We start from the raw sequence: 23,512 nt of genomic DNA on the forward strand, positions 1-23,512 counted from the left end.
CCTCAATAGAGGACCTTGCGAACGTTGTCTTCGCTGTAGCGCTCGTCGAGTTCTTCCTGCGTCCAGTCGTACCGGATCGACTTGGCGATCTGCGCCACGCTGGGCACGGCCGTCGGATTCCAGGTCGACGGATCCCACGCGTCTGACCGGAGAAACGCCTTGGCGCAGTGGAAGAACACCTCTTCGATGTCGATCTCGAGCGCCAACAGGGGCCGCTTGCCCTTTACGCACATCGCGTCGAAGTACTCCGCGTCGGCGAGGATGCGCGCGGTGCCGTTGATCCGCAGGGTGTCACCGCGGCCGGGAATGAGGAACAATGTGCCGACGTGCGGTCGCTGCAGCACATTCACGTAACCGTCGACTCGCTTGTTGCCCGGCCGCTCGGGAATCGCGATGGTGCGGTCATCGATGACGTGCACGAAGCCGGGCGGATCACCCTTCGGTGAGACGTCGACGCGGCCACGCGCATCCGTCGTCGCGACGAAACCCAGCGGGGAATGGGCCAGCCAGTCCCTGTGGATATCCGACAGGCGATCGTTCACCTTGTTCGCGACGTACTTGTCTGGATGACCGACGATCGCCCTGAGCTCTTCGACGGTGGTGACTTCGCGGCGCATTGCTACATCATCCTCCTAGCGTTCACTTTGCGGTCGTCCACGCCTGTGACACTGCGCCGATGACCGACGTCGTCCAGAACTCTGACACCGTCCCTGCCGACACCCACGAACGCAGCCGCACCGGTCTGTCCGCAGATGCGTTGCGACGGGGCATCGTCGACCACCTGCGCTACTCGATCGGGCGCCCCGCTGCCGCATTGAGACCGGAGCATTACTACCGGGCGATTGCGTTGGCGGTTCGTGACCGGATGCAGGACAACAGGGTGGCGTCCACACAGACATCGCTCGATCTCGGCCGGAAGGTGACCTGCTACCTGTCGGCCGAATTTCTGATGGGGCCGCAGCTAGGCTCCAACCTGCTGAACCTCGGCATCGAAGATGCCGCCCGTCAGGCGTTGACAGAACTCGGCCAGGACCTCGACGAGGTGCTGGCATGCGAGGAGGAACCGGGTCTGGGAAACGGCGGCCTTGGCCGGCTGGCAGCGTGCTATCTGGACTCCCTCGCCACGCTCGAGCGGCCGGCCATCGGCTACGGCATTCGCTATGAGTTCGGCATCTTCGATCAGGAGATCCACGACGGTTGGCAGGTCGAGAAGACGGACAACTGGCTGGACAACGGAAACCCTTGGGAGATCGCCAAGCCCGATGTGAACTATCGGGTCAACTGGGGCGGCTACGCCGAACACTACGCCGACGACGCCGGCCACGACCGCGTCCGATGGGTGCCGGGACGAGTCCTGAAGGGCGTCGCCTACGACATGCCGATCCAGGGCTACGGCGTGAACACGTGCAACGTGCTGACGCTATGGAGCGCGCGAGCCGTCGAGTCGTTCGCGTTGGATGCCTTCAACACCGGCGACTACTACAAGGCCGTCGAGGACGAGGTCAATTCGGAGACCGTGACGAAGGTCCTCTACCCCAACGACGAGCCCGAGGCCGGTAAGCGGCTTCGCCTGCTGCAACAGTACTTCTTCGTGTCGTGCTCGCTGCAGCATGTCCTGCACATCGTCGATGATTTGGCCGATCTGTCCGTTAAGGATCTCCCTGACCGATTCGCGTTGCAGCTCAACGACACCCATCCATCGATCGGTGTCGCCGAACTCATGCGCATCCTTGTCGACGAACGTCAGATCGACTGGGATGAGGCATGGGCCATCACCGTCGCGTCGTTCGGATACACCAACCACACCTTGCTGCCAGAAGCGCTGGAGACTTGGCCACTGGCGATGTTCGCCGAGTCGCTGCCTCGCCACCTCGAGATCATCTACGAGATAAACCGCAGGTTCCTCGACGAGGTCAGCGAGAAGTTCCCGGGTGACGAGGACCGGCTGCGGCGGATGTCGTTGATCGGCGAGGGCAACGGCAAGAACGTGCGGATGGCACACCTTGCGACGGTCGGCAGCCACGCAATCAACGGCGTCGCCGCACTCCATTCCGAACTTCTCAAAGACAGTGTGCTCAAAGACTTTTACGAGCTGTGGCCGCAGCGCTTCTCGAACAAGACCAACGGGGTCACGCCGCGGCGTTTCCTCGCTCTCGCGAACCCGGGACTTCGGGATCTGCTCGACGACACCATCGGCGAGGGCTGGCTGGCGGACCTGGACAAGCTGCGCGCGCTCGAGCCGTTCGCCGACGATGCAGCGTTTCGCGGCCAATGGCGCGAGGTCAAGCGGGCGAACAAGGCGCGCCTCGCCGATTATGTGAAGGCGACCGCGGGATTGGACCTAAACCCCGACTGGCTCTTCGACATCCAAGTCAAGCGTATTCACGAGTACAAGCGCCAGCACCTCAACGTGTTGCACATCGTCACGCTCTACCACCGGCTCAAGCAGAATCCGAATCTGGACATTCCCCCGCGGGCATTCATCTTCGGCGGCAAGGCGGCGCCGGGCTATTTCATGGCCAAGCGAATCATCAAGCTGATCAATGCCGTTGGTGAGACGGTCAACAACGATCCCGACGTCAACCGCTTCCTCAAGGTCGCATTCGTCCCGAACTTCAACGTGCAGAACGCGCATCTGATCTATCCGGCCGCCGACCTCTCGGAACAAATCTCGACGGCGGGTAAGGAGGCGTCGGGCACGGGCAACATGAAGTTCATGCTCAATGGCGCATTGACCATCGGCACGCTCGACGGCGCCAATGTCGAAATGCGCGAAGAGGTCGGGGCCGAGAACTTCTTCTTGTTCGGTCTGAACGTCGAGGAAGTCGAACGGATCAAGCGCGACGGCTACCGTCCGTCGGCCTACATCGGCGATGAGCTGGCCGCCGTGCTCGATCTGATTGCAGGAGGGGCGTTCTCCCGCGGTGACACTGAGGTGTTCCGCCCGCTGGTCGACAATCTGCGCTACGACGATCCGTTCCTCGTGCTCGCCGACTACGCCTCATACGTCGAAGCCCAAGAGCGGGTGAGCGCGGCGTGGCGAGACATCCCGGCCTGGACACGTATGTCGATCCTCAATACCGCTCGTAGCGGGAAGTTTTCGTCGGATCGCGCCATCGCCGAATACTGCGACGACATCTGGAATGTCTTGCCGGTAACCGTCAAGGTCTAGCCGCTGCCGAACGTTCCGTACCGCTCGAGATTCTGGCGAAACTTCGAGCGGTACGGAACGTTCGCGGGTCAAGGTCTAGAGCGGAGTGCAGCTCGGTATCAGCCCGGAGAAGTGCACCGCGGGCATGCCGTCGACGGTGACGAAATCGGTGCCCGGAGACCAGGTCGTGCCGGGTTTGATCCAGGGCGGAACGCCTTTGGGATAGGCAATCGTCAAGTCGGAGTAAAACTCGACATCCGTGGGGCACAGGGGACTCGTTGATGCCACGGGGTTCCATGCGTGCACCACGACCGGATTGAACAATCGAGGGCCTTCCGCGCAGTTCGGTTGGCACTCAACGGAGCTGTCCGTACCAGTTCCGCTTGCGCCGTCGGCTCCCCACGACGTCCAGGTCATGTCTTCCATGACGCCGGTGGTGTCGCAGTTGTACGCGAAGGAGCTGGGCCGTTGCTGCATCGCCTGACCAGGGTTGTAGCACTTACCGATCGCGAAGGTGGTCGTGCCTTGCTCGGCGGGTTCTGCTGAGGCGACCGGCGATCCGCCGAGCAAAGCGGCGGCAGCGGCGGTTATCAGCAATGCGCGGATCACGAACGGATGCTAGCAACCGTTAGCATCCGCCGTTCGCGGGCCAAGGCTCAGTCATGCGACGGGCATGACACGTCGACGAAGACCTGGGTGTGCTGTTTCTCCTCGAGCGTTGCACGGTTGGGCAGCGTGGGGTGGATACCGGTCACAGCGCACGTCGACAAGGGAACGGAGACGATCCCGTTGACCTGCACGTTGTAGCCCTCATCCTTGAGGCCGCTGACGACGTCGGCCGCCGTCCCTGCGTTCGGAAACGCCGCGGCCATTCCGGCCAGGCCGAGTGCCGCCGCGGAAAGCGCGCCGGCTGTCACAGTGGTGATGACGATGTTTTTCATGGCTGAATATTCGCCGGTCAGAGGGGCATGAAGCTTGGAGATTGTGTGGAGATCACATGGAGATTGCGGGCGATCGCCCTAACCGAAGCGCGCCGCGAGCCCGCGCCGGTCCACCTTGCCGATGCCGCGACGGGGGAGTTCGTCGATGACATGGATCTCGCGCGGCGCTGCCGTCGACGACAATGAGGACGCGACGTGCGAACGCAGCTCGGCGAGCGTCGGTGCCGAACACCCCGTCGCCACAACTATTGCCGCGACCACTCGCTGCCCCAGCCGTTCGTCGGCCACGCCGAACACCGCACAGTCGGCAATTGCGTCATGCGTCGCCAGCGCCGCCTCTACCAACTGCGGCAAAACCGTCAACCCGCCCGTACTGATCGCATCGTCGATGCGCCCCAGTACCGTCAATAGTCCTGAATCATCAACTGTGCCAATGTCATCGGTGCGAAACCAGCCCGGTTCGGCGAACGGATCGGGGTCGACGGGATAGCGATAGCCCTTCGCCAACGTCGCGCCGCCGAGCACAATGCGGCCGTCGTCGATCCGCACGCGCACCCCGTCGAGCGGAACGCCGTCATACACGCAGCCGCCGGCGGTTTCGCTCATACCATAGGTCCGCACGACGGGTATGCCTGCCGTTGAGGCTCTTTCGGCTACTCCGGCAGGCATAGGCCCGCCACCGATCAGCACCGCGTCCAGCGACGCCAAGGCCGCCGTGGCGGCAGGATCGGCCAATGCCTTGTCCAGCTGAGCCGCCACCAAGGACGCGTACCGGCGCCCAAAGCCCAACTGCGCAGTGGCCGAAGGGAATTCGGCCACGTCGAAACACGCCACTGGATCAGTCCCTGCGACGACGCTGCGCACCAGCACTTGAAGGCCGGCGACGTGATAGGCGGGCAACGCGAGCAGCCAGCGACCTGGGCCGCCAAGGCGGGCGTGCGTGGCCGAAGCACTGGCTGTCAGCGCCGCGGGCGTCAGCATCGCTCCTTTGGGCGCACCGGTGGTGCCTGACGTCGAGACCACCACCGCGACGTCATCGTCGATCTCCGAACCGGCACGCAGAGACGTTGTCAGCAAGGATGTTTCGCGCGCATCATCGGCAGGGACCGGAAGCATCGAAACCCGCCCCGCCAGCGCGTCCTCCACCGCGGTCAGAACCGACAGTGCCGAAGTGCCGGACGGGACGGCGACGGCGCGAAGGACGGCTATTCGGCCTCCTCGATGTCGCGAGGGTCGTCGAGTGGCCAGCCTTGGGCGGCCAACCGGGTGCGCACCCGCTCGATGTCCTCAGGCTGCGGAAGCTCGTCGGTGATCTCGGTGATCAGCACCCCGATGTCCACGTGGTCGAATTCGCCGCGCGCCAACAGTTCCCGCACGACGGCAGTCACCTCGTCATCGCTGAGCCGTCGCTTCAGCAGCGCCAGCAGGGGCACACGGTCAGGGCCAGGTACACCTTCGGGATACCCCGCGGTTATCCATGCCACGATCTTGGCGAGAAATTTCGTCACAGTGTCAACTCCCCACGGAAGCCCGGCGGCCTCGGTTTCGCTGGACGGGTCGATGGTAGTGCCCCGCCAAGTCGACGGGGCAGACAAACACCCTTGGACCGCAAGGTGAACAGTGAATGAACACCTCGCCGGTAGAGGCAAAGTACCTGGTGGGAGCGTCCATTTAGGGTAGCTAGCCGCTGGTCAAATTTGCCGTCGTGCCCCCAGAATTAGCACCCATGAGCGCAGAGATGATCATCCTTGTGCTGTTGATAGCAACAGCACTGGCATTCGACTTCACCAACGGATTCCACGACACCGGAAACGCGATGGCGACCTCGATCGCCACCGGTGCACTCAAACCGAAGACCGCCGTGCTGCTGGCCGGCGTCCTGAACTTGGTCGGCGCATTCCTCTCTGTCGAGGTTGCCGTCACCGTGACCACGTCGGTCCTCAAGGTGCAGGACAGCAAGACCGGTCATCTGCTTCCGTCGATCGACGCCTCAACCGGACTCACGATCATCTTCGCCGGTTTGATCGGCGGAATCCTCTGGAACCTGTTGACCTGGTTGTTCGGCATCCCGTCCAGCTCGTCGCACGCACTGTTCGGTGGCCTGATCGGCGCCGGCCTGGCTGCGCTGGGCGCCGCGGGCGTCAACTGGAGCGGCGTCACGCAGAAGGTGCTGATTCCCGCCGTCGCCGCCCCGGTCATCGCGGGCCTCGTCGCCGGATGCGGAACCTGGCTGGTGTACCGGATCACCCGCAAGGTGATGGAGAAGCGTCGCGAAGACGGTTTCCGGTGGGGCCAGATCGCGACCGCATCACTGGTTGCGCTCTCACACGGCACCAATGACGCCCAGAAGACGATGGGCGTCATCGCGCTGGCTCTGATCACCACCGGCCACCTGACCGGCGACGTGAAGAAGGACGGCCTGCCGTTCTGGATCATCTTCAGCTGCGCGTTGGCGATCGGCCTCGGCACCTACATCGGCGGCTGGCGTGTCATCCGGACGCTGGGCAAGGGCCTTGTCGAGATCGAGTCGCCGCAGGGCTTCGCCGCAGAAGCGTCGTCGGCCGCGATCATCCTGAGCTCCAGTGCCGCGGGCATGGCGCTGTCCACCACGCATGTCGCGACCGGCTCGATCCTCGGCAGCGGTGTCGGCAAGCCTGGCGCGGAGGTGCGCTGGGCGGTGGCCGGGCGCATGGCGGTGGCGTGGCTGTTGACCCTGCCCGCTGCGGGAGTCGTTGGTGCCCTGTCATATTGGCTCTCCGACGCGGTCAAGTCGCTTACTAATTCGGCACTGGCGGGTGACGGCCTGATCTTCCTCGTCCTGGTCGCTCTGTCCGGATACATGTGGTGGCGTGCTCAGCAGCAGAAGGTCGACCACAAGAACGTCAACGCCGATTGGGACGAGTCGACCAACTCCGTCGTTCCCGCCGAGGTCCGCGAAGGCGCCAAGCCCAAGGACACGGCGACGGTCTGACCAGACCAGCCGCGACAAGTAAAGGAAACGTTGATGACTTACGCAGAAAGCATTCTCAAGGTGCTCGTGGTGGGGCTGATCCTCGGGGCGGGCCTGCCCGCGGTCTTCGCCGCCGGTTTGGTGTCCTACTCGAGCGGCGCCGGCGGCGAAACGACAGACGGCACCGTCCAAGCCCCCAACCCTGTGCTCAAGTACTTGGGCATCCTGCTGTTCGTGTTCGTCGGCTGGGTGATCGTGACGGCGATCTTCTGGATCACCAGGACGACGATCATCCACCACTTCGGAGTCGACCTGTTCCCCTTCATGCCCAAGAAGTGAGCTGAAAACATATGACGCAGAATCAGAGTGTGCTGGACAACGTGCTGGGGTGGCTGCACGACGGCTACCCGGAAGGCGTTCCGCCGAAGGATTACTTTCCGCTGCTCGCGTTGCTGAAGCGGTCGCTGTCGGAGGATGAGGTCGTCCAGGCGGCCCAGTCGATCCTCAAATCGACCGATTCGGACAGCGTGACGGAGGACGAGATCCGCAAGGCCGTCCACAACGTGATCGAAAAGGAACCGAATCCAGAAGAGATCCATCAGGTCGCGGCCCGGCTTGCCTCGGTGGGGTGGCCGCTGGCGGCGGCTCGCTGAACTAGTCACAAGGGCGGCCCTCGGCTATGCGCCGGGGGCCGTTCAGCGTCTGGTGTCGCGGCGCAGCGGGTGGTCTTCGGGGACTTGTACGAAGATCAAGAGCACGCCATCGGGATCCGTCACGTGCATCTCGTGCAGCCCCCACGGCTCTTGCTTTGCCTCCCTGGTGATCTCGACGCCGCGGCCCTCGAGCTCTTTCTGGGCGGCGTAGACGTCACGTACCTGCAGCCACATCGTGCCGCCCGCGCTGGGCGTGCCGTGGCCGGCGAGTTCGATCAGTGACTGCCCCGCGTAGAAGACGGTGCCTCCGCCATAGTCGCGGGCGATCGCCAGCCCGAGCTGGTCGCGGTAGAACCGCAGTGAATTTTCGTAGTCGACCGGCCGAATGAGCATCCGGCTGGCCAGGATCTCCATGAAACTGTGTCTATCACGTCAAGTCAGCCGATCCGACGCCCGACACCCTTCCAGTACGGCTCGCGCAGTGTTCGCTTCAGCAACTTGCCGTTCGCGTCCGAGCGAGATAGTGGCGATGTCGGGCGTGCGGCATGGGCTTTTGGGCTTTCGGCTCAGTCTTTCGGCTGGACCCGTTGCCGCTTCATGATCGCGTCGACGGCGTTGGGGGCGACGCTGTTGAGCGCGTGGGCGGTGACGGCCATGCGAGGCGCGATCGGGTCCGCGCCGCGGTGATCATCCAGTCGGCGGCCTCGGCGGCGGTCAGGCCGGGAAGGCCGTCGTACTCCCGTGTGGGTTCGATCATCGGCGTCTTGACGAGCGGGTAGTACAGCGTCGTCGAGTGCACACCCTTTGCGGCCCATTCGGTTTCGACGACTCTGCTGACAGTCGACAGCGCTGCCTTGGACGCGTTGTACACGGCGAACAGCGGCGAGGATTCGCTGAGCACACCCCACGTGGAGACGTTGATGATGTGGCCGTCGCCGCGCTCGATCATGCCGGGCGCGATGCCGCGGATCAGACGCAGGGGAGAGTAGTAGTTCAGCGTCATGGTGCGCTCGACGTCGTGCCAGCGATCAAGCGACTCGGCCAGCGGGCGGCGGATCGACTTCGCGGCGTTGTTGATGAGAATGTCGACGCCGCCGAGGTCGTGTTCGACCTTGGCGACCACTTCGTCGACCGCATCCAGGTCGGACAGGTCGGCTGCATGTGCCGTGGCATCGCCGCCGTTTCGGGTGATCCGGTCGACCACGGCGTCGAGTAGCTCCTGACGGCGCGCGATCACCACAACCTTGGCGCCGCGGCGGGCGAACTTCTCCGCGGCGGCCTCGCCGATGCCTGACGACGCGCCGGTCAGCAGGATGCGCTTACCGTTGAGGTCGACGGGATCGCGGCGGCGGCGAACGAGCCAGCCATGCCACCATCGCCGAGATCATCAGCAAGGCCACCGGTAGCCCGGTGCGCTACCAAGCGCTCACACCAGAGGACTGGCGCGATGAGCTGATCGCGAACGCCACGGCCGCAGGCCGGTCCGATACGACGGTCGCCGCGCATCAGTCGGCCCAAAGCGTCGCCTTGCGGGCACACAACACCCACCTGGTTACCGACGACATCGAGCGGCTGACCCGACGCCCCGCGGTCACCCTGAGCGATTTCATCGCGCAACACCGTGACACCTTCATTTCGAAAGGGTCTGGCGCAGAATGACTTACGGCGTGCTTTCCCAGTGTTTGGCTAGGGGTGTGCCGGCGAATTTCTCGAGCAACACTCGCGCGAAGAACAGTAGCGCGCTGCGCGGCCGGTGATTAACCACGATGTGTTGGGTCTGGCCGGCGGCGTTGAAGGTAACCACGACGTTGACGCCTATGTGCACACCGCGAACGTCAGTGGTGTAGATCTCGAGGAAGCCGTCGCTGTCGCCGAACGGGCCTGCGTAGCTGAACTGCTGATTCTCATACAGCTCCTTGGCCGTGACCACGATTGACCGGACGTCCTCCGGGCCGTGCGCGGTGCCGTCCATCGCCGCGGCTTCTATCGTGACGTCGTCGGCCAGGTTGTCCAGCCACGCCGGGTAATAGGGCTTACCCATATATGTCATGGCGTGCCAATCGCTAGAAGTAGCGGGGGAACGGCGTCCAGTCCGGGTCGCGCTTCTCCAGGAACGCGTCGCGGCCCTCGACCGCCTCGTCGGTCATATACGCCAACCGCGTTGCCTCACCGGCGAACAGCTGCTGCCCGACCAGCCCGTCGTCGGTCAAATTGAACGCATACTTGAGCATCCGAACCGCTTGCGGCGACTTGCCGTTGATCGCCGCGGCCCACTCCAAACCGACAGACTCCAGATTCGCGTGGTCGACGACCTCGTTGACCGCACCCATCGCATGCATCTGCTCGGCCGTATAGGGCCGGCCCAGGAAGAAAATCTCCCGGGCGAACTTCTGCCCGACCTGTTTGGCCAAATACGCACTGCCATAACCGCCGTCGAAGCTGCCGACGTCGGCGTCGGTCTGCTTGAACCGCGCGTGCTCGCGGCTGGCCAACGTCAAGTCACAGGTGACGTGCAGGCTGTGACCGCCGCCGGCCGCCCACCCGTTCACCAAACAGATCACCACCTTGGGCATGAACCGGATCAGCCGCTGCACCTCCAAAATGTGCAACCGCCCCGCACGCGCCACATCCACGGTGTCCGCGGTCTCACCGGCCGCGTACTGATATCCGCTGCGTCCGCGGATGCGCTGATCACCGCCCGAGCAGAACGCCCAGCCGCCGTCCTTCGGCGACGGCCCGTTACCGGTCAGCAGCACGACACCGACATCCGGTGACATCCGCGCATGGTCCAGCACGCGATACAGCTCGTCGACGGTGTGTGGCCGAAACGCATTGCGCACCTCCGGCCGATCGAACGCGACCCGCACCGTCGGCTGCGGCTTCCCATCGACGATATGGCGGTGATACGTGATGTCGGACAGCTCGAAACCCTCAACCGGCCGCCACACCGACGGGTCAAACGGATTGTCGCTCATGCGGTTACCGGATCGAGACGGAAGACGGGGCAACGGCCGGCGAGAGCTTCGAACTCGTCGGGGTTGGGCCCGGTGACCAGCCCGGCGTTCTTGACGAAGCCGACGCCGGTCGGCACCTTGACCGGAAACTCGCGCAGCAGAGGCCGGGCCTCCTCGACGGACATCTCCACCAGGCGAACGCGCTGCGTGTGACGACCGCGCTGCAGGGCGCCCTCGCCCGCGGCGCGCGCGTTGGCCGACCAGTCCGAGCCCGGGAGGCCGCCGACGATGTACTCCTTGCCGTCCACTGTCATCGGCGTGACGGGCGTCGACCGCGGCTTGCCCGACTTGCGGCCGGGCACGGTGAGCACGACCGGGCCGAAATTGATGCCGAGGTGCTGCACCCCGATCATCACTTTGTTGACGTACTTCAGCCACCACGGCGGCCGGATGCGCTCACTGTTGGACATGCCCGTAACGCTACTCAAGCCGCGTCGACGCGGAACACGGGCAGCACGCCGGCCAGCTCCTCCAGCTCCTCGGGCGTGCCGTCGCTGACCAAGCCGGAGTTCTTCAAGAATCCAATGCCCGCGGGCACCTGGACGGGGACCAGCCGCAGCACGGGGCGGGCGTCCTGGGGCGGGAGTTCCACCAGCTGAACGTGTTCGGTGTACTCGGCACTGAAGTACACGCCACGACGCAGCAGCACCATGTAGAGCCGGTTGATCAACTTCAACCAGCGCGGCGCTCGGGTCATATGGCCAGGCCGTAGTCGGTGAGCGCGCTGCGCAAACCCTCGGGCCGCTCGCCCGTCGGCAGCGGGTCGACGAGTACGAAGCCACAGCCGACGGCCCTGGCGCCGCCGTCGGCCTCGTCGCTGTCACCGACCATCACGGCGCGCTCCGCCTCGACGCCCAGCCGGGTCAGCGCCGTGTCGAAGATTGCGGCATCAGGCTTGATGACGCCGACCTCGAACGACAGCACGAACTCGTCGACGCAATCCGCGACTCCGATCGCAGCGAAGGCCGGCCGCACGTCGAAGGCGATGTTGGACACCACAGCGGTTTTGATGCCCTGTCGATGCAGACCTTTCAGCACGTCGGCGGTGTCCGGATAGGGCGTCCAGGACGACGGGTCGATCACCCGCTCGTATAGCGTTTGGGCGTGGTGGTCGGCCAACCCGGACTCCCGCAATACGTGCAGATACGCCTCGCGATGCAGGTGCGGCTTGAGGTCGCGGTTGACCCAGGCCTGATGCGCTTCGGGCGTCATCTTCACGGACCGGCCCGTGGGCGCGGTGAGCCGACGCATCAGCTCGGCCTGCACATGGCCGTCGACCTCGCGGCTGTCGACCTCGATGCCGTCGAACCAGCTCGCGTCCTCTTCGAGGCGGAACAGCGTGCCCGAATAGTCGAACAACACGGCGTCCACCGGGCCCATGTTAACCACGTGCGCGAGCAGCCTTGTCGGCCAAGACCTCTCGCTCCCGTTCGTTGTCGGCCATCGACGCGGCGCGCTCGAACTCATCGGCCGCTTCGGCATGCCGGCCCATCCGGGACAGCAGCTCACCCCGCACGCTCGGCAGCAGGTACGAGCCGTTGATGCCGTCGATGCCGTCGACCAATTCCAACCCGTCCGCTGGCCCGGATGCCATCGCGACCGCGACCGCTCGGTTCAGTTCGACAACCGGCGACGGTGCTACCTGAAGCAGCCCGTCATACAGCGACACGATGCGCCGCCAGTCTGTGTCAGCCGCGGTCGGCGCCACCGCATGGCATTCGGCCAGCGCGGCCTGCAACGCATACGGTCCCCAGCCGACGCCTTTGCGCTGCAACGCATTAGCCGCGCGCTCCAGCGATGCGACCCCGCGCTGGATCTGGGCGCGGTCCCACATCGTGCGGTTCTGCTCTTCGAGCAGGATCGGCCTGCCATCGGCGTCGGTGCGCGCCGCGAACCGCGACGACTGAAATTCCATCAGCGCCAACAGGCCGTGCACCTCGGGTTCGTCCGGCACGAGCGCAGCCAGGATACGGCCGAGCCGCAAGGCCTCGCTGCACAGCTCGTCGCGAATCCAGCGCTGTCCGAACGAGGCCGAATAGCCTTCGTTGTAGATCAGATAGATGACGCTCAGCACCGCAGACAGTCGCTGCGGGTATTCCGAACGGTCCGGCACCTCGAACGGCACGTCGGCCGCGGCGAGTGTCTTCTTCGCCCGGGTGATGCGCGCTGCGATCGTTGCCGTCGACGTCAGGAACGCGCGGGCGATTTCCTCGGTCGTCAGGCCGCCGACGACTCGCAGCGTCAACGCGATCTGCCCCTCCCGCGACACCACCGGGTGCGTGGAGATGAAGATCAGCCGCAGTACGTCGTCGTCGACGCGGTCGGGGTCCCAGGCTTCGTCGACCTGTGTTTCGAGCTCGTGCGCCATCGCGGCGTACTTGGTGTCGAGGTTCTCCTGTCGCCGCCAGAAGTCGATGGCCTTGCGTTTGGCGACCGTCGTCAGCCATGCGCCGGGGTTGCGCGGCACACCGGTCTGCGGCCACTGCGTGAGCGCGTCGACGAGCGCTTCCTGCGCGACGTCCTCGGCCAGCCCGACGTCGCCGACCGCGCGGGTCAGCGTCGCCACGATCTTGGCGGCCCCCATCCGCCACACCGCGTCGACGGTCTGCTGCAGATCCGGCACGTCGCCCATTCTGCCCAGCAGGCGCAAAGTGTCCCGACACGCCGACGAAAAAGGAGCTTTTGCGTCTGCTCGCGCAGCAAAGTTATACCCATGGCGCATCTGTTCGTCACGGCCTATCGGGAGGGCCGGAAAGCGTTTCCCCATACGCTCAACAACCCCTACGCCGGTATCGGGGACCGGATCGCTGCCCGCATGTGGCGATTGGGCTGGCAACGAGCCAGCGACGAGTCCCGCGGGATACCGAGCGAAGAGGAACGCGTCGCGCGGATCGCCGCCGAGATCGATGCACTCTTGGACTGAGCGAGTCGAGGCGCTGCTGGCCGGTGAACGCCGCGTCATCCTCGGCATCACCGGCCCGCCCGGCGCGGGTAAGACGGCACTAGCCGGGTCGGTCGCGTCGGCATTTGCTGACGCTGTTGAGTTGCCTATGGACGGCTTCCACCTCGCCGATGTAGAGCTCAAGCGCCTGGGCCGGTTGAACCGCAAGGGCGCGATCGACACCTTCGACGCCTACGGCTATCTCGCTCTGCTGCAACGTATTCGAGCGCAGCCGCAGCACATCGTCTATGCGCCGGCTTTCGACCGCACCATCGAGCAGCCCGTCGCGGGCAGCATTCCCGTCACTTTTGGGCACCGCCTGGTGGTGACCGAAGGCAATTACCTGCTCGACGGCGAGGAGCCGTGGCCGGCCATCCGTGCGCAACTCTCGGAGGTGTGGTTCATCGACGTGCCCCGCGACGAACGACGTCGCCGCCTGATCGCCAGGCACGTGACGTTCGGCAAGTCACTCGACGACGCCGAGGCGTGGGTGCGCGACGTCGACGAACGCAACGCTGATCGCATCGAAAACGCCCGCGACAGAGCGGATTTCTTGGTTACCCTTTAGGCCGTGGGCCCTCGCGCAAGCTGGGGACAGACGCAAAACTGCCCAATTTGCGCCGTTTTAGGGCACTTTTGCGTCTGCTCGCGCAGGAAGCTCAACCCACGGCGCGCTCGGCGCCCTGCCAGAACTGCGCGCGCACCGACTTCTTGTCCGGCTTGCCCAGCGCCGTCACCGGCACGGAATCGACGACGATCACCTGCTTCGGCGACTGCACGGAACCCTTGCGCTCCTTGACCGCGGCCTGGATTTCAGCGGTCATCGTCGCCACCGCTTCTTCGCTGCGATCAGCGTCGGGCCGTAGCACCACGACCGCCGTCACGGCCTCCCCCCACTTCTCGTCAGGAGTGCCGATCACGCACACCTGCGCAACCGAAGGATGTTCTGCCACCACGTCTTCCACCTCGCGCGGGAAGACGTTGAAGCCACCGGTGACGATCATGTCCTTGGTGCGGTCGACGATGTAGTAGAAGCCGTCCTCGTCCTCGCGGGCCAGGTCGCCGGTGTGCATCCAGCCGTCGCGGAATGTGTCGGCGGTGGCTTCCGGCAGGTTCCAGTAGCCGCCCGACAGCAGTGGGCCGGACACGCAGATCTCGCCGACCTCGCCCTGCTTGACGGGCTTGCCGTCATCACCCAGCAGAGCCACACGGGCGAACAGCGTCGGTCGCCCGCACGACGTCAGCCGCTTCTCGTCGTGATCGCCCTTAGCCAGGTACGTGATCACCATCGGCGCCTCGGACTGGCCGTAGTACTGGGCGAAGATCGGGCCGAACCGCCGGATGGCTTCCTTGAGCCGCACGGGGTTCATCGCCGACGCGCCGTAGTACACGGTCTCCAGCGACGACAGGTCGCGCGTATGCGAATCCGGGTGATCCATCAGCGCGTAGATCATCGACGGCACCAGCATCGTCGCGGTGATCTTCTGCTCCTCGATCACGCGAAGCACCTCGCCGGGATCGAACTTGGACAGCACGACCATCTCGCCGCCCTTGACGATCGTCGGCACGAAGAACGCCGCGCCCGCGTGCGACAGCGGCGTGCACATCAGGAACTTCGGATGCTCCGGCCACTCCCACTCGGCCAGCTGGATCGTCGTCATCGTGGTGATCGACTGCACAGTGCCGATCACACCCTTCGGCTTGCCGGTGGTGCCGCCGGTGTAGGCCATGCCGCCGATGTGATCGGGCGGCAGGTCCGCGGCCGCCAGTGGCTTCGGCGAGTACTTCTCGGCCTCGGCGTTCAGATCGACTGCGACGCCCGCGAGCGCCTCCGGCACGGGGCCGATCGTCAGGACCTGCTTGAGGTCCGGCACCTTCTCCAACAACCCCAGCGCTCGCTCGACGAACATCGGGTTGGGGTCGATGATCAGCGACGTGACGCCGGCGTCGTTCAGGACGTACGCGTGGTCGTCGAGGGAACCGAGAGGGTGTAGTGCCGTGCGGCGGTATCCCTGGGTCTGGCCGGCGCCGATGATCATCAGCACCTCGGGCCGGTTCAGCGACAGCAGCCCCACGGCCGCACCGGAGCCCGCACCGAGCGCTTCGAATGCCTGAATGTACTGGCTGATGCGGCCGGCCAGCTGGCCGCCGGTCAGCGTGGTGTCCCCGAGGAACAGCACGGGTTTGTCTTTGTTTCGCTTCAGAGCACCGACCGTGAGGTGGCCGGAGTGCAGGGGATGGCGCAGCAGCTCGCCTGACGAGCTCTCGAGCGAGGGAGCATCGACCTGTGTCATGGTTCCTAAGACTAGAACGTGTTACAGAACGAGCTACTGCGCCTCCGGAAAATCAGCGGTTGGCGGCCTCGCGGGCCAGGCGGGCCTGCTTCTCGAGGGCCTGGGCCTTCCACTGGATTTCCTTCTGGATCCACTCGTTGTCCTGCGGGAACTCCTCGGTTTCCGACACGCGGCGCACCTCCAGCTTGACGCCCGTGCCCAGCGGGCACTTGCGCGCCCACTGCTTGGCCTCGTCCTTCGACGACACGTCGAGGATCCAGAAGCCGTTGAACAGCTCTTTGGCCTCGGTGTACGGGCCGTCGGTGACGACGGGCGGATCGGAGTTGAAATCGACGACGAACCCCTCCTCGGGCCCGGTCAGGCCCTCACCGGCCAGCAGCACACCGGCCTTGATCAGCTCCTCGTTGTAGCGGCCCATCGCCTCGATCACCTGATCGAAGTCGACGTTCTGTTCGGCCATCGCCTGCTCGGCCTCGGGGGTGGACCGCATGATCAGCATGTAACGCGACATTGTGGTGTCTCCTTCTTCGTTGGGAAGGGGCCCGTACATTCTTATCGCCCGGGCGCCCCTCGCAACTACGTCGAACGGCAACGGGCCCAAATCGACACGCGTTGCGACATTTCTTCAAAGAATTTTCCGCGCGCTGCGAGGATGGCCGAATGCCGTCTGCTGACCTGGTCATTTTCGGAACCGTTCTCACGGTCGACGATCTTGCCCCCACCGCCGAGGCGATCGCGGTTTCCGACGGCCGGATCATCGCGGTGGGGGACCGCTCCGAGGTCGAGAGCTGGATCGGCCCCGGTACCCAGAAGCTCGACATCGACGGCTGCGTGATGCCTGGACTCGTCGAGGCCCATGGCCATCCGGTGCTGGAGGCGATGGTGTTGTCGGACCGGATGGTCGACATCCGGCCGGTCACGTTGCCCAACGCCGACGACGTCGTCGATGCGATCCGGCGCGAGGCTGCCACGCGCGGTCCGGAAGGCGCATACCTCAATGGCTGGGATCCGTTGCTGCAGAAGGGTCTTCCCGAGCCGACGCTCGCGTGGCTCGACGGCATGGCCCCCAACGACCCGCTGGTGATCATCCACAACTCGGGCCACAAGGCGTACTTCAATTCGGCGGCCGCCGCTCGCTACGGGCTGACCCGTGACACGCCGGATCCCAAGGGCGCCAAGTACGGTCGCGATTCCAACGGCAACCTCGACGGCACGGCCGAGGAAACCGCTGCGGTGTTCTCGCTGCTGGGCGGTGCCATTCAGCCCAGTGACTACCCGGCGATGCTGCACGCCGAGCTCGCAAGGCTGAACCGCTGCGGGCTGACTAAGTGCTCGGAGATGGCATTCGATCCGATATTCCGGCCGTTGCTCGAGCAGATGCGCGACGAGCTCTCCGTGCGGCTGCGCGTCTACGAGATGTCCACTGAGCGGATGGCCACGGACATGACGCCGTCCAACGGCGACGACATGTTCCGTCAGGTCGGCATCAAGATCTGGGTCGACGGATCGCCGTGGGTCGGCAACATCGACCTGTCGTTCCCGTACCTCGACACCGATGCCACCCGCTCCATCGGCGTCGTCCCGGGTTCGTGCGGCCACGCGAACTACACGCGCGAGCAGTTGACCGCGATCGTCGGCGCGTATTTCCCGAACGGCTGGCCGATGGCCTGCCATGTGCAGGGCGACGCCGGCGTCGACACGATCCTCGACGTCTACGAAGAGGCGCTGCGACGCTGGCCGCGCCAAGATCACCGGCTGCGACTCGAACACGTCGGCGCGATCCGGCCCGAGCAGTTGCAGCGCGCCCACGACCTCGGGGTGACTTGCAGCCTGTTCGTCGACCAGATCCACTACTGGGGCGACGTCATCGTCGACGGGCTGTTCGGCCCCGAACACGGCGAGCGGTGGATGCCGTGCGGGTCGGCCGTGGCCACCGGAATGCGCATCTCGTTACACAACGACCCGCCGGTGACGCCGGAGGAGCCGCTGCGCAACATCAGCGTCGCGGCCACGCGGGTGGCGCCCTCTGGTCGCGTGCTGGCGCCGGAGGAGCGGCTCACCGTCGAGCAGGCAATCCGAGCGCAGACCATCGACGCGGCGTGGCAGCTGTTCGCCGACGACATCGTCGGCTCGCTGGAGGTCGGCAAGTACGCCGACATGGTCGTGCTGTCGGCCGACCCGCGGGCCGTGCCGCCCGAGGAGATCGCGGACCTGGAAGTGCAGGCCACCTTCCTGGCGGGCCAGCAGGTTTATGCGAAAGGCGACTGAGGCGGCGCGTCGCGTGGCACGCTCGACCCATGTCCGACCTGGCTGAACCGCGCTTTCTCGACGAACGGCTCGCGCACTGGGCCGAAACCAAACCAGACGCCGAGGCTCTCGACTACTTCGACCGCAGCTGGACCTGGTCGCAGTGGAACGACAGGGTGCGTCGGCTAGCGGGCGCGCTGGCCGAGCGCGGCATCAAGCGCGGCGACGTGATCGCGTTTCTGGACAAGAACCACCCCGCCTGCGTCGAGTCGACGATCGCAGCGGCCTCACTCGGCGCGGCCAACGCGATCATCAACTTCCGGCTGGCCGCCGATGAGTTGGACTATGTCCTCAACGATTCGGATGCCAAGGTGCTGATCGTCGGCGCGGAACTGAAGCCGTCGATCGACAAGATCCGCGACAAGCTCACCAACGTCGAGCACGTCATCGCTGTCACGCCAGAAGGAGGGGAAGGCGACGAGTATGAGGCGATGCTGGCCAAGGCCACGCCCGTCGGCCGCTCAACCGATGTCGAGCCCGACGACGTGTCCATCATCATGTACTCGTCGGGCACGACGGGCCGGCCCAAGGGCGTCGAGCTGACCCAGGCGAACTTGATCGCGCACACCGTCAATGCGCACGAAGGCTTCGAGTTCGACGAAGGCGACAAGAACATGGTGTCGATGCCGCTGTTCCACGTCGGCGGGTCGTCGTATGTACAGTTCGGCATCCACGACGGCGTGGCGAGTGTGATGACTCGCGATGTGGACGGGATGTCGCTGGCCGGTGCAATTCTCAAGGGCGCCAATAGAACATTCCTGGTGCCGGCGGTGCTGGCCAAGGTGCTGGAGTCCGGTGAGGACGCGGTCAAGTTGTTCGGCGCGTTGAAGACGTATGCCTACGGGGCTTCGCCGATGCCGCTGCCATTGCTGCGCTCGGCGTTGAAGGCGTGGCCGAACACGGATTTCATCCAGGCGTACGGGCTGACCGAGTTGTGTGGCGTCATCAGTCATCTCCTTCCTGAGGCGCATCGCACCGAGGATCGTCAGGAGCGGCTGAGCAGCGCCGGGACGCTGGTTCCCAACGCCGAGGTGCGCGTCGTCGACCCCGACACCCTCGAGGATGTACCGCCCGGCGAGGAGGGTGAATTGTGGTTCCGCTCACCACAATTGATGAAGGGTTATCACAACAAGCCGGAAGCCACCGCTGAGGCGATCACCTCCGACGGCTGGTTCCGCACCGGTGACATCGGCCGCGTCGATGACGGCGGCTACATCTTCGTCGAGGACAGGCTGAAGGACATGATCATCTCCGGCGGGGAGAACATCTACTCGATCGAGGTGGAGCGGGTGCTGGCAGAGCATCCGGCGGTGGCAGAGGTTGCGGTGATCGGTGTGCCCGACGAGAAGTGGGGCGAGGTGGTGAAAGCCGTTGTCTCACTGGAAGGTGAGGCGACGGAGCAGGAGCTCATCGCGTTCTGCCGCGAGCATCTGGCAGCCTACAAGTGCCCGAAGACCGTCGACATCACCGACGAGCTGCCACGTAACCCGACCGGCAAGATCCTCAAGAAGGATCTGCGCAAGCCGTTCTGGGAGGGGCGCGACCGGGCGACGGTGTGAGCCGCCGGGCAGAATTAGGCCCGTGACACCGCCGCTCGCCGACATCCTGGATCGCCTGCATGTCCTTTCACTGCCGATGCGGGTTCGCTTCCGCGGCATCATGGTTCGCGAGGTCGCGCTGATCGACGGACCAGCCGGCTGGGGCGAATTCGGGCCGTTCCTCGAGTACGACCCGCCGGAGGCCGCGGCTTGGCTGGCGTCGGCGATCGAAGCGGCGTATGGCGAGCTACCGCCGACGCGTCGCGACCGCATCCCGATCAACGCGACGGTGCCGGCGATACCAGCCTTGGAGGTGCCCAAGGTGCTGGCCCGGTTTCCGGATGTGCGTACTGCGAAGGTCAAGGTCGCCGAGCCGGGGCAGACACTGGTCGACGACGTCGACCGCATCGAAGTGGTTCGTGCGCTTGTTCCGACCGTGAGGGTGGACGCCAACGGCGGATGGACCGTCGACGAGGCCGTTACCGCCGCGCATGCGCTGACCGAATCCGGGCCGTTGGAGTACATCGAGCAGCCATGTAAGACGGTCGAGGAGTTGGCCGAGGTGCGGCACCGGGTCGATGTGCCGATCGCCGCCGACGAGAGCATCCGCAAGGCCGACGACCCTTTGCGGGTGGTGCGCGCCGGGGCCGCCGATATCGCGGTGCTCAAGGTCGCTCCGCTGGGCGGCGTCTCGTCGCTGCTGACGATCGCTGAGCAGATCGATATTCCGATCGTCGTCTCCAGCGCGCTCGACTCCGCCGTTGGGATCGCGACCGGGCTGCACGCCGCCGCTGCGCTGCCAAGACTGGAACACGCCTGCGGGCTCGGTACGGGCGCGCTGTTCATGGATGACGTCGCCGAGCCGATGGTCCCCGCCGACGGGTATCTGCCGGTCCAGCGGGCAACACCAGACCCGGCGCGGCTCGAGGCGCTCAAAGCCGGGCCCGAGCGCCGGCAGTGGTGGATCGACCGTGTGAAGGCGTGCTATCCGCTGATGTCCTAATTTGTGGGATACGTGGCATAGACGCCACGTTCGCGGTCCTCAACACTGAGTACATGGTGCGCGACGTGCTGATCCTGGGCTTTCCGGGTGTCCAGGCGCTCGACCTGGTCGGCCCGTCGGAGGTTTTCACCGGCGCGACGATCTACCTCGCAGGCCAGGGCCGCGGCGAAGGCTACGCCGTCAGCGTCGTCTCGCAGAACGGCGAACCTGCCACCACCGGCACCGGGCTTGCGCTCGTCGCCCAGCCATTGCCCGACCCACGCCGGCCCGTCGACACGATCGTCCTTCCAGGCGGCATCGGCGTCGACGACGCCCGCCAGAATCCAGAATTGATCGGCTGGATCAAGATTGCGGCCGAGCACGCCCGCCGCGTCGTCAGCGTCTGCACCGGCGCGTTCATCGCCGCCCAAGCGGGGCTGCTGGATGGCGGCCCCGCCACCACGCACTGGGCGTTCGCCGGCCGGATGGCACGCGAATTCCCTTCCGTGAGAGTCGATCCAGAACCGATCTTCGTGCGCACCTCCGAGAAGGTGTGGACGGCCGCCGGTGTGACAGCAGGCATCGACCTGGCGCTGTCGCTGGTCGAGGACGACTACGGCACGGAAGCCGCGCAGACCGTCGCCCGCTGGTTGGTGCTCTACTTGCGACGGCCTGGCGGGCAGACGCAGTTCGCCGCCCCGGTCTGGATGCCGCGCGCCAAGCGAACGCCGATCCGCGACGTGCAAGAGGCGATCGAATCCGAACCTGGTGGACCACACAGTATTCCGGAGCTTGCCCGTCGCGCGGCGATGAGCCCGCGCCACTTCACCCGCGTGTTCACCGACGAGGTCGGTGAGGCGCCGGGCGCCTACGTCGAGCGGATCCGCACCGAAGCCGCGCGCCGCCAACTGGAGGAAACCGACGACACACTCACGGTGATCGCGGCTCGGTGCGGCTTCGGAACAGCCGAAACGCTGAGGCGCAATTTCGTTCGGCGGCTGGGCATTTCACCTGATCAGTACCGCAAGACATTCGCCTGACAGAAGGAGATCGACATGCAGATCGCAATTGTGGTGTATCCCGGCTTTACCGCCCTGGACTTCATCGGGCCCTACGAGGTGTTGCGCAACCTGCCCGATGCGGAGGTCCGATTCCTCTGGCATCAGTCCGGCCCCATCGCCGCCGACTCCGGCGTGCTGCTCATCGGCGCCACGCATACCTTCGACGAGACGCCGTCACCCGACATCATCCTGATTCCCGGCGGCATGACGACCATGGAGCACGCCCGCGACGCGAAGCTGCTCGACTGGGTGCGACGGGCCCATCAGACGGCGACGTGGACGGCGTCGGTGTGCTCAGGATCGGTCATCCTGGCCGCCGCGGGTCTGCTCGACGGCAAGCGGGCCACGTCGCACTGGATGGCGTTGCCCGCGCTGAAGACGCTGGGTGCCGTGCCGGTGAACGACGAGCGCATCGTGCATGAAGGCGGCATCGTCACCAGTGCCGGAGTGTCGGCGGGCATCGACCTTGCGATGTGGCTGGCCGGGCAGATCGGCGGCGAAGGCCGCGCCAAGACCATCCAGCTGGCGATCGAATACGACCCGCAGCCGCCGTTCGACTCCGGCCACATGTCCAAGGCGTCGGCGGCCACCAAAGCCGCGGCCACCGCGCTGTTGGGCAAGGATATGGTCAAGCCGGCGCAGCTCAAGGCCATGACCGCCCTGCTGTGGGAGGGCGCGATCCGCGCGGCTCGCGGCCGTCGCAAACGGCGGGATCCGAAGGCTCGTTCTCTCGCGACAGTCCTCAGGGACTGAACACGGCTCTTTGCGTCGTCAGCAATTGTTGACGCTTCTCGAAAGCATGTGTTTGACCATGTGCTCCGGTGCGCAGTCGCGCCCAAACCACTCTCTAGTACGGTCGCCAGGGTGAATCTGGCCTACGACGATCGCGGCAGCGGCGATGCCGTGCTGTTCATCGCGGGTCGCGGCGGCGCCGGCCGCACCTGGCATTTGCATCAGGTCCCGCAGTTCCAGCGGGCGGGCTACCGCTGCATCACCTTCGACAACCGGGGTGTGGGCGCGACCGAGAACGCCAGCGGCTTCACGACCGAGACGATGATCGCCGACACCGCCGCGCTGATCGAAAAGCTCGACGCCGCTCCGGTGCGCATCGTCGCCGTGTCTATGGGCGCGTTCATCGCCCAGGAGCTGATGCTGGCGCGCCCGGAACTGGTCAGCAGGGCGGTGCTGATGGCCACCCGCGGCCGCCAGGACCGCACTCGCGACTTCTTCCGTGTCGCCGAATGGGAGCTCGCCGAATCCGGTGTCCGCCTACCGAAGAGCTATGACGCGAAAGTGCGCCTGCTGGAAAGCTTTTCACCAAGGACGCTCAACGACGACCGCGCCGTTGCCGAATGGATCGACATGTTCACCATTTGGCCGACCAAGCAGACACCTGGGTTGCGCACCCAGCTGGGTATCGGACCCCAGGGGAGCCGGCTGTCCGCCTACCGAAGCATCACCACCCCGACGCTGGTGATCGGGTTCGCCGACGACGTGGTGCTGCCGCCGCACCTCGGCCGCGAGGTCGCCGACGCCCTTCGCAACGGCAGCTACCTGGAGATTCCCGACACCGGACATCTCGGATTCATCGAACAACCTGAGGCCGTCAACACCGCCGCGCTGAAATTCTTCGCCGACGCGACCTGAACTCAGCGAGTTTCGCCTGCCTAATGGCATTGT

The 23,512-nt window shown here is 65.3% G+C and carries 27 protein-coding genes and 1 pseudogene; 13 read left to right on the plus strand and 15 right to left on the minus strand.

The genetic code is table 11. The features are described 5' to 3' along the window. Nucleotides 1-2 precede the first annotated feature (2 nt). Nucleotides 3-617: a pyridoxamine 5'-phosphate oxidase family protein gene (locus tag VJV41_RS17620; protein ID WP_325335955.1), complete on the minus strand. Its 615-nt coding sequence runs from the start codon at nucleotides 615-617 to the stop codon at nucleotides 3-5. Between the two features lie 59 nt (nucleotides 618-676). Here VJV41_RS17620 and VJV41_RS17625 point away from each other — a divergent pair, with 59 nt between their 5' ends. Next, complete coding sequence (locus tag VJV41_RS17625; protein WP_325335957.1) at nucleotides 677-3,172, plus strand: glycogen/starch/alpha-glucan phosphorylase; 2,496 nt, start codon at nucleotides 677-679, stop codon at nucleotides 3,170-3,172. Between the two features lie 75 nt (nucleotides 3,173-3,247). On the opposite strand, the gene VJV41_RS17630 is transcribed toward VJV41_RS17625, so the two are convergent. The 4 genes from VJV41_RS17630 to VJV41_RS17645 all read right to left on the minus strand — a co-directional run bounded on the left by VJV41_RS17630 (nucleotide 3,248) and on the right by VJV41_RS17645 (nucleotide 5,600). Next, nucleotides 3,248-3,760 (minus strand): hypothetical protein, encoded by a 513-nt coding sequence (locus VJV41_RS17630; protein WP_325335959.1) that lies wholly within the window; start codon nucleotides 3,758-3,760, stop codon nucleotides 3,248-3,250. Nucleotides 3,761-3,807: 47 nt separating this feature from the next. Further along, nucleotides 3,808-4,092 carry a hypothetical protein gene (locus VJV41_RS17635; protein WP_325335961.1) on the minus strand — a complete coding sequence of 95 codons (285 nt, stop codon included), beginning with the start codon at nucleotides 4,090-4,092 and terminating at the stop codon, nucleotides 3,808-3,810. 78 nt (nucleotides 4,093-4,170) lie between these two features. Then, nucleotides 4,171-5,247 carry an o-succinylbenzoate--CoA ligase gene (menE, locus tag VJV41_RS17640; protein WP_414684986.1) on the minus strand — a complete coding sequence of 359 codons (1,077 nt, stop codon included), beginning with the start codon at nucleotides 5,245-5,247 and terminating at the stop codon, nucleotides 4,171-4,173. Between the two features lie 50 nt (nucleotides 5,248-5,297). Continuing rightward, nucleotides 5,298-5,600, minus strand: a complete 303-nt coding sequence (locus tag VJV41_RS17645) for a DUF3349 domain-containing protein (RefSeq protein WP_325335963.1) — start codon at nucleotides 5,598-5,600, stop codon at nucleotides 5,298-5,300. Nucleotides 5,601-5,818: 218 nt separating this feature from the next. Between VJV41_RS17645 and VJV41_RS17650 the strand changes: the two genes are divergently transcribed. The 3 genes from VJV41_RS17650 to VJV41_RS17660 are packed head-to-tail and all read left to right on the plus strand — an operon-like array spanning nucleotide 5,819 to nucleotide 7,695. Beyond that, on the plus strand, nucleotides 5,819-7,063 hold the full coding sequence (locus VJV41_RS17650; protein WP_325335965.1) for an inorganic phosphate transporter: 1,245 nt from the start codon (nucleotides 5,819-5,821) through the stop codon (nucleotides 7,061-7,063). A gap of 33 nt (nucleotides 7,064-7,096) precedes the next feature. Beyond that, entirely contained in the window at nucleotides 7,097-7,381 is a 285-nt protein-coding gene (locus VJV41_RS17655) for a hypothetical protein (RefSeq protein ID WP_325335967.1), read from the plus strand. 11 nt (nucleotides 7,382-7,392) lie between these two features. Beyond that, entirely contained in the window at nucleotides 7,393-7,695 is a 303-nt protein-coding gene (locus tag VJV41_RS17660; RefSeq protein WP_325335969.1) for a DUF3349 domain-containing protein, read from the plus strand. A gap of 42 nt (nucleotides 7,696-7,737) precedes the next feature. Here the strand turns inward: VJV41_RS17660 and VJV41_RS17665 are convergent, their stop codons facing one another. Together VJV41_RS17665 and VJV41_RS17670 are read right to left on the minus strand one after the other, a co-directional pair. After that, nucleotides 7,738-8,109, minus strand: a complete 372-nt coding sequence (locus tag VJV41_RS17665; RefSeq protein ID WP_325335971.1) for a VOC family protein — start codon at nucleotides 8,107-8,109, stop codon at nucleotides 7,738-7,740. Between the two features lie 152 nt (nucleotides 8,110-8,261). After that, nucleotides 8,262-9,034, minus strand: a pseudogene (locus tag VJV41_RS17670) (SDR family oxidoreductase); the annotation flags it as partial. 71 nt (nucleotides 9,035-9,105) lie between these two features. Between VJV41_RS17670 and VJV41_RS17675 the strand changes: the two are divergent. Continuing rightward, entirely contained in the window at nucleotides 9,106-9,354 is a 249-nt protein-coding gene (locus VJV41_RS17675; protein WP_325335973.1) for a hypothetical protein, read from the plus strand. A gap of 1 nt (nucleotide 9,355) precedes the next feature. Here the strand turns inward: VJV41_RS17675 and VJV41_RS17680 are convergent, their stop codons facing one another. Genes VJV41_RS17680 through VJV41_RS17705 form a run of 6 tightly spaced genes read right to left on the minus strand, consistent with a single transcriptional unit; the run spans nucleotide 9,356 to nucleotide 13,341 of the window. Further along, nucleotides 9,356-9,736, minus strand: a complete 381-nt coding sequence (locus tag VJV41_RS17680) for a hypothetical protein (protein ID WP_325335975.1) — start codon at nucleotides 9,734-9,736, stop codon at nucleotides 9,356-9,358. A gap of 22 nt (nucleotides 9,737-9,758) precedes the next feature. Next, on the minus strand, nucleotides 9,759-10,670 hold the full coding sequence (locus VJV41_RS17685; protein WP_325335977.1) for a 1,4-dihydroxy-2-naphthoyl-CoA synthase: 912 nt from the start codon (nucleotides 10,668-10,670) through the stop codon (nucleotides 9,759-9,761). Then, on the minus strand, nucleotides 10,667-11,119 hold the full coding sequence (locus tag VJV41_RS17690) for a nitroreductase family deazaflavin-dependent oxidoreductase (protein WP_325335979.1): 453 nt from the start codon (nucleotides 11,117-11,119) through the stop codon (nucleotides 10,667-10,669). Before VJV41_RS17690 ends, VJV41_RS17685 begins: the two co-directional genes overlap by 4 nt. A 14-nt stretch (nucleotides 11,120-11,133) precedes the next feature. After that, the gene (locus VJV41_RS17695) at nucleotides 11,134-11,406 is read right to left on the minus strand and encodes a hypothetical protein (RefSeq protein ID WP_325335981.1); all 273 of its coding nucleotides are present in this window, start codon (nucleotides 11,404-11,406) and stop codon (nucleotides 11,134-11,136) included. After that, on the minus strand, nucleotides 11,403-12,089 hold the full coding sequence (locus tag VJV41_RS17700; protein WP_325335983.1) for an HAD-IA family hydrolase: 687 nt from the start codon (nucleotides 12,087-12,089) through the stop codon (nucleotides 11,403-11,405). The genes VJV41_RS17695 and VJV41_RS17700 overlap by 4 nt, the downstream gene beginning before the upstream one ends. Nucleotide 12,090: 1 nt before the next feature. Continuing rightward, nucleotides 12,091-13,341: an RNA polymerase sigma factor gene (locus tag VJV41_RS17705; RefSeq protein ID WP_325335985.1), complete on the minus strand. Its 1,251-nt coding sequence runs from the start codon at nucleotides 13,339-13,341 to the stop codon at nucleotides 12,091-12,093. Nucleotides 13,342-13,422: 81 nt separating this feature from the next. Between VJV41_RS17705 and VJV41_RS17710 the strand changes: the two genes are divergently transcribed. Together VJV41_RS17710 and VJV41_RS17715 are read left to right on the plus strand one after the other, a co-directional pair. After that, nucleotides 13,423-13,632, plus strand: coding sequence for a ribosome modulation factor (locus VJV41_RS17710; protein ID WP_325335986.1), 210 nt, complete (start codon nucleotides 13,423-13,425; stop codon nucleotides 13,630-13,632). Continuing rightward, nucleotides 13,616-14,218: a nucleoside/nucleotide kinase family protein gene (locus VJV41_RS17715; protein WP_325335988.1), complete on the plus strand. Its 603-nt coding sequence runs from the start codon at nucleotides 13,616-13,618 to the stop codon at nucleotides 14,216-14,218. Before VJV41_RS17710 ends, VJV41_RS17715 begins: the two co-directional genes overlap by 17 nt. A gap of 91 nt (nucleotides 14,219-14,309) precedes the next feature. On the opposite strand, the gene fadD8 is transcribed toward VJV41_RS17715, so the two are convergent. Together fadD8 and VJV41_RS17725 are read right to left on the minus strand one after the other, a co-directional pair. After that, the gene (fadD8, locus tag VJV41_RS17720) at nucleotides 14,310-15,944 is read right to left on the minus strand and encodes a fatty-acid--CoA ligase FadD8 (protein ID WP_325335990.1); all 1,635 of its coding nucleotides are present in this window, start codon (nucleotides 15,942-15,944) and stop codon (nucleotides 14,310-14,312) included. A gap of 52 nt (nucleotides 15,945-15,996) precedes the next feature. Continuing rightward, nucleotides 15,997-16,455, minus strand: coding sequence for a YciI family protein (locus tag VJV41_RS17725; protein WP_325335992.1), 459 nt, complete (start codon nucleotides 16,453-16,455; stop codon nucleotides 15,997-15,999). Between the two features lie 149 nt (nucleotides 16,456-16,604). Here VJV41_RS17725 and VJV41_RS17730 point away from each other — a divergent pair, with 149 nt between their 5' ends. The 6 genes from VJV41_RS17730 to VJV41_RS17755 all read left to right on the plus strand — a co-directional run bounded on the left by VJV41_RS17730 (nucleotide 16,605) and on the right by VJV41_RS17755 (nucleotide 23,479). Beyond that, nucleotides 16,605-18,212 carry an amidohydrolase gene (locus VJV41_RS17730; protein ID WP_325335993.1) on the plus strand — a complete coding sequence of 536 codons (1,608 nt, stop codon included), beginning with the start codon at nucleotides 16,605-16,607 and terminating at the stop codon, nucleotides 18,210-18,212. Nucleotides 18,213-18,241: 29 nt separating this feature from the next. Continuing rightward, on the plus strand, nucleotides 18,242-19,810 hold the full coding sequence (locus tag VJV41_RS17735; RefSeq protein WP_325335995.1) for a long-chain-fatty-acid--CoA ligase: 1,569 nt from the start codon (nucleotides 18,242-18,244) through the stop codon (nucleotides 19,808-19,810). 22 nt (nucleotides 19,811-19,832) lie between these two features. Continuing rightward, nucleotides 19,833-20,792 (plus strand): o-succinylbenzoate synthase, encoded by a 960-nt coding sequence (locus VJV41_RS17740; protein WP_325335997.1) that lies wholly within the window; start codon nucleotides 19,833-19,835, stop codon nucleotides 20,790-20,792. A 53-nt stretch (nucleotides 20,793-20,845) separates the two neighbouring features. Continuing rightward, nucleotides 20,846-21,811 carry a GlxA family transcriptional regulator gene (locus VJV41_RS17745; RefSeq protein ID WP_325335999.1) on the plus strand — a complete coding sequence of 322 codons (966 nt, stop codon included), beginning with the start codon at nucleotides 20,846-20,848 and terminating at the stop codon, nucleotides 21,809-21,811. Between the two features lie 15 nt (nucleotides 21,812-21,826). Beyond that, on the plus strand, nucleotides 21,827-22,585 hold the full coding sequence (locus VJV41_RS17750) for a DJ-1/PfpI family protein (RefSeq protein ID WP_325336001.1): 759 nt from the start codon (nucleotides 21,827-21,829) through the stop codon (nucleotides 22,583-22,585). Between the two features lie 111 nt (nucleotides 22,586-22,696). Further along, entirely contained in the window at nucleotides 22,697-23,479 is a 783-nt protein-coding gene (locus tag VJV41_RS17755) for an alpha/beta hydrolase (protein WP_325336003.1), read from the plus strand. Nucleotides 23,480-23,512: the final 33 nt, after the last annotated feature.

This window comes from Mycobacterium sp., from assembly GCF_035274705.1.
In the GTDB taxonomy this organism is placed as follows: domain Bacteria; phylum Actinomycetota; class Actinomycetes; order Mycobacteriales; family Mycobacteriaceae; genus Mycobacterium.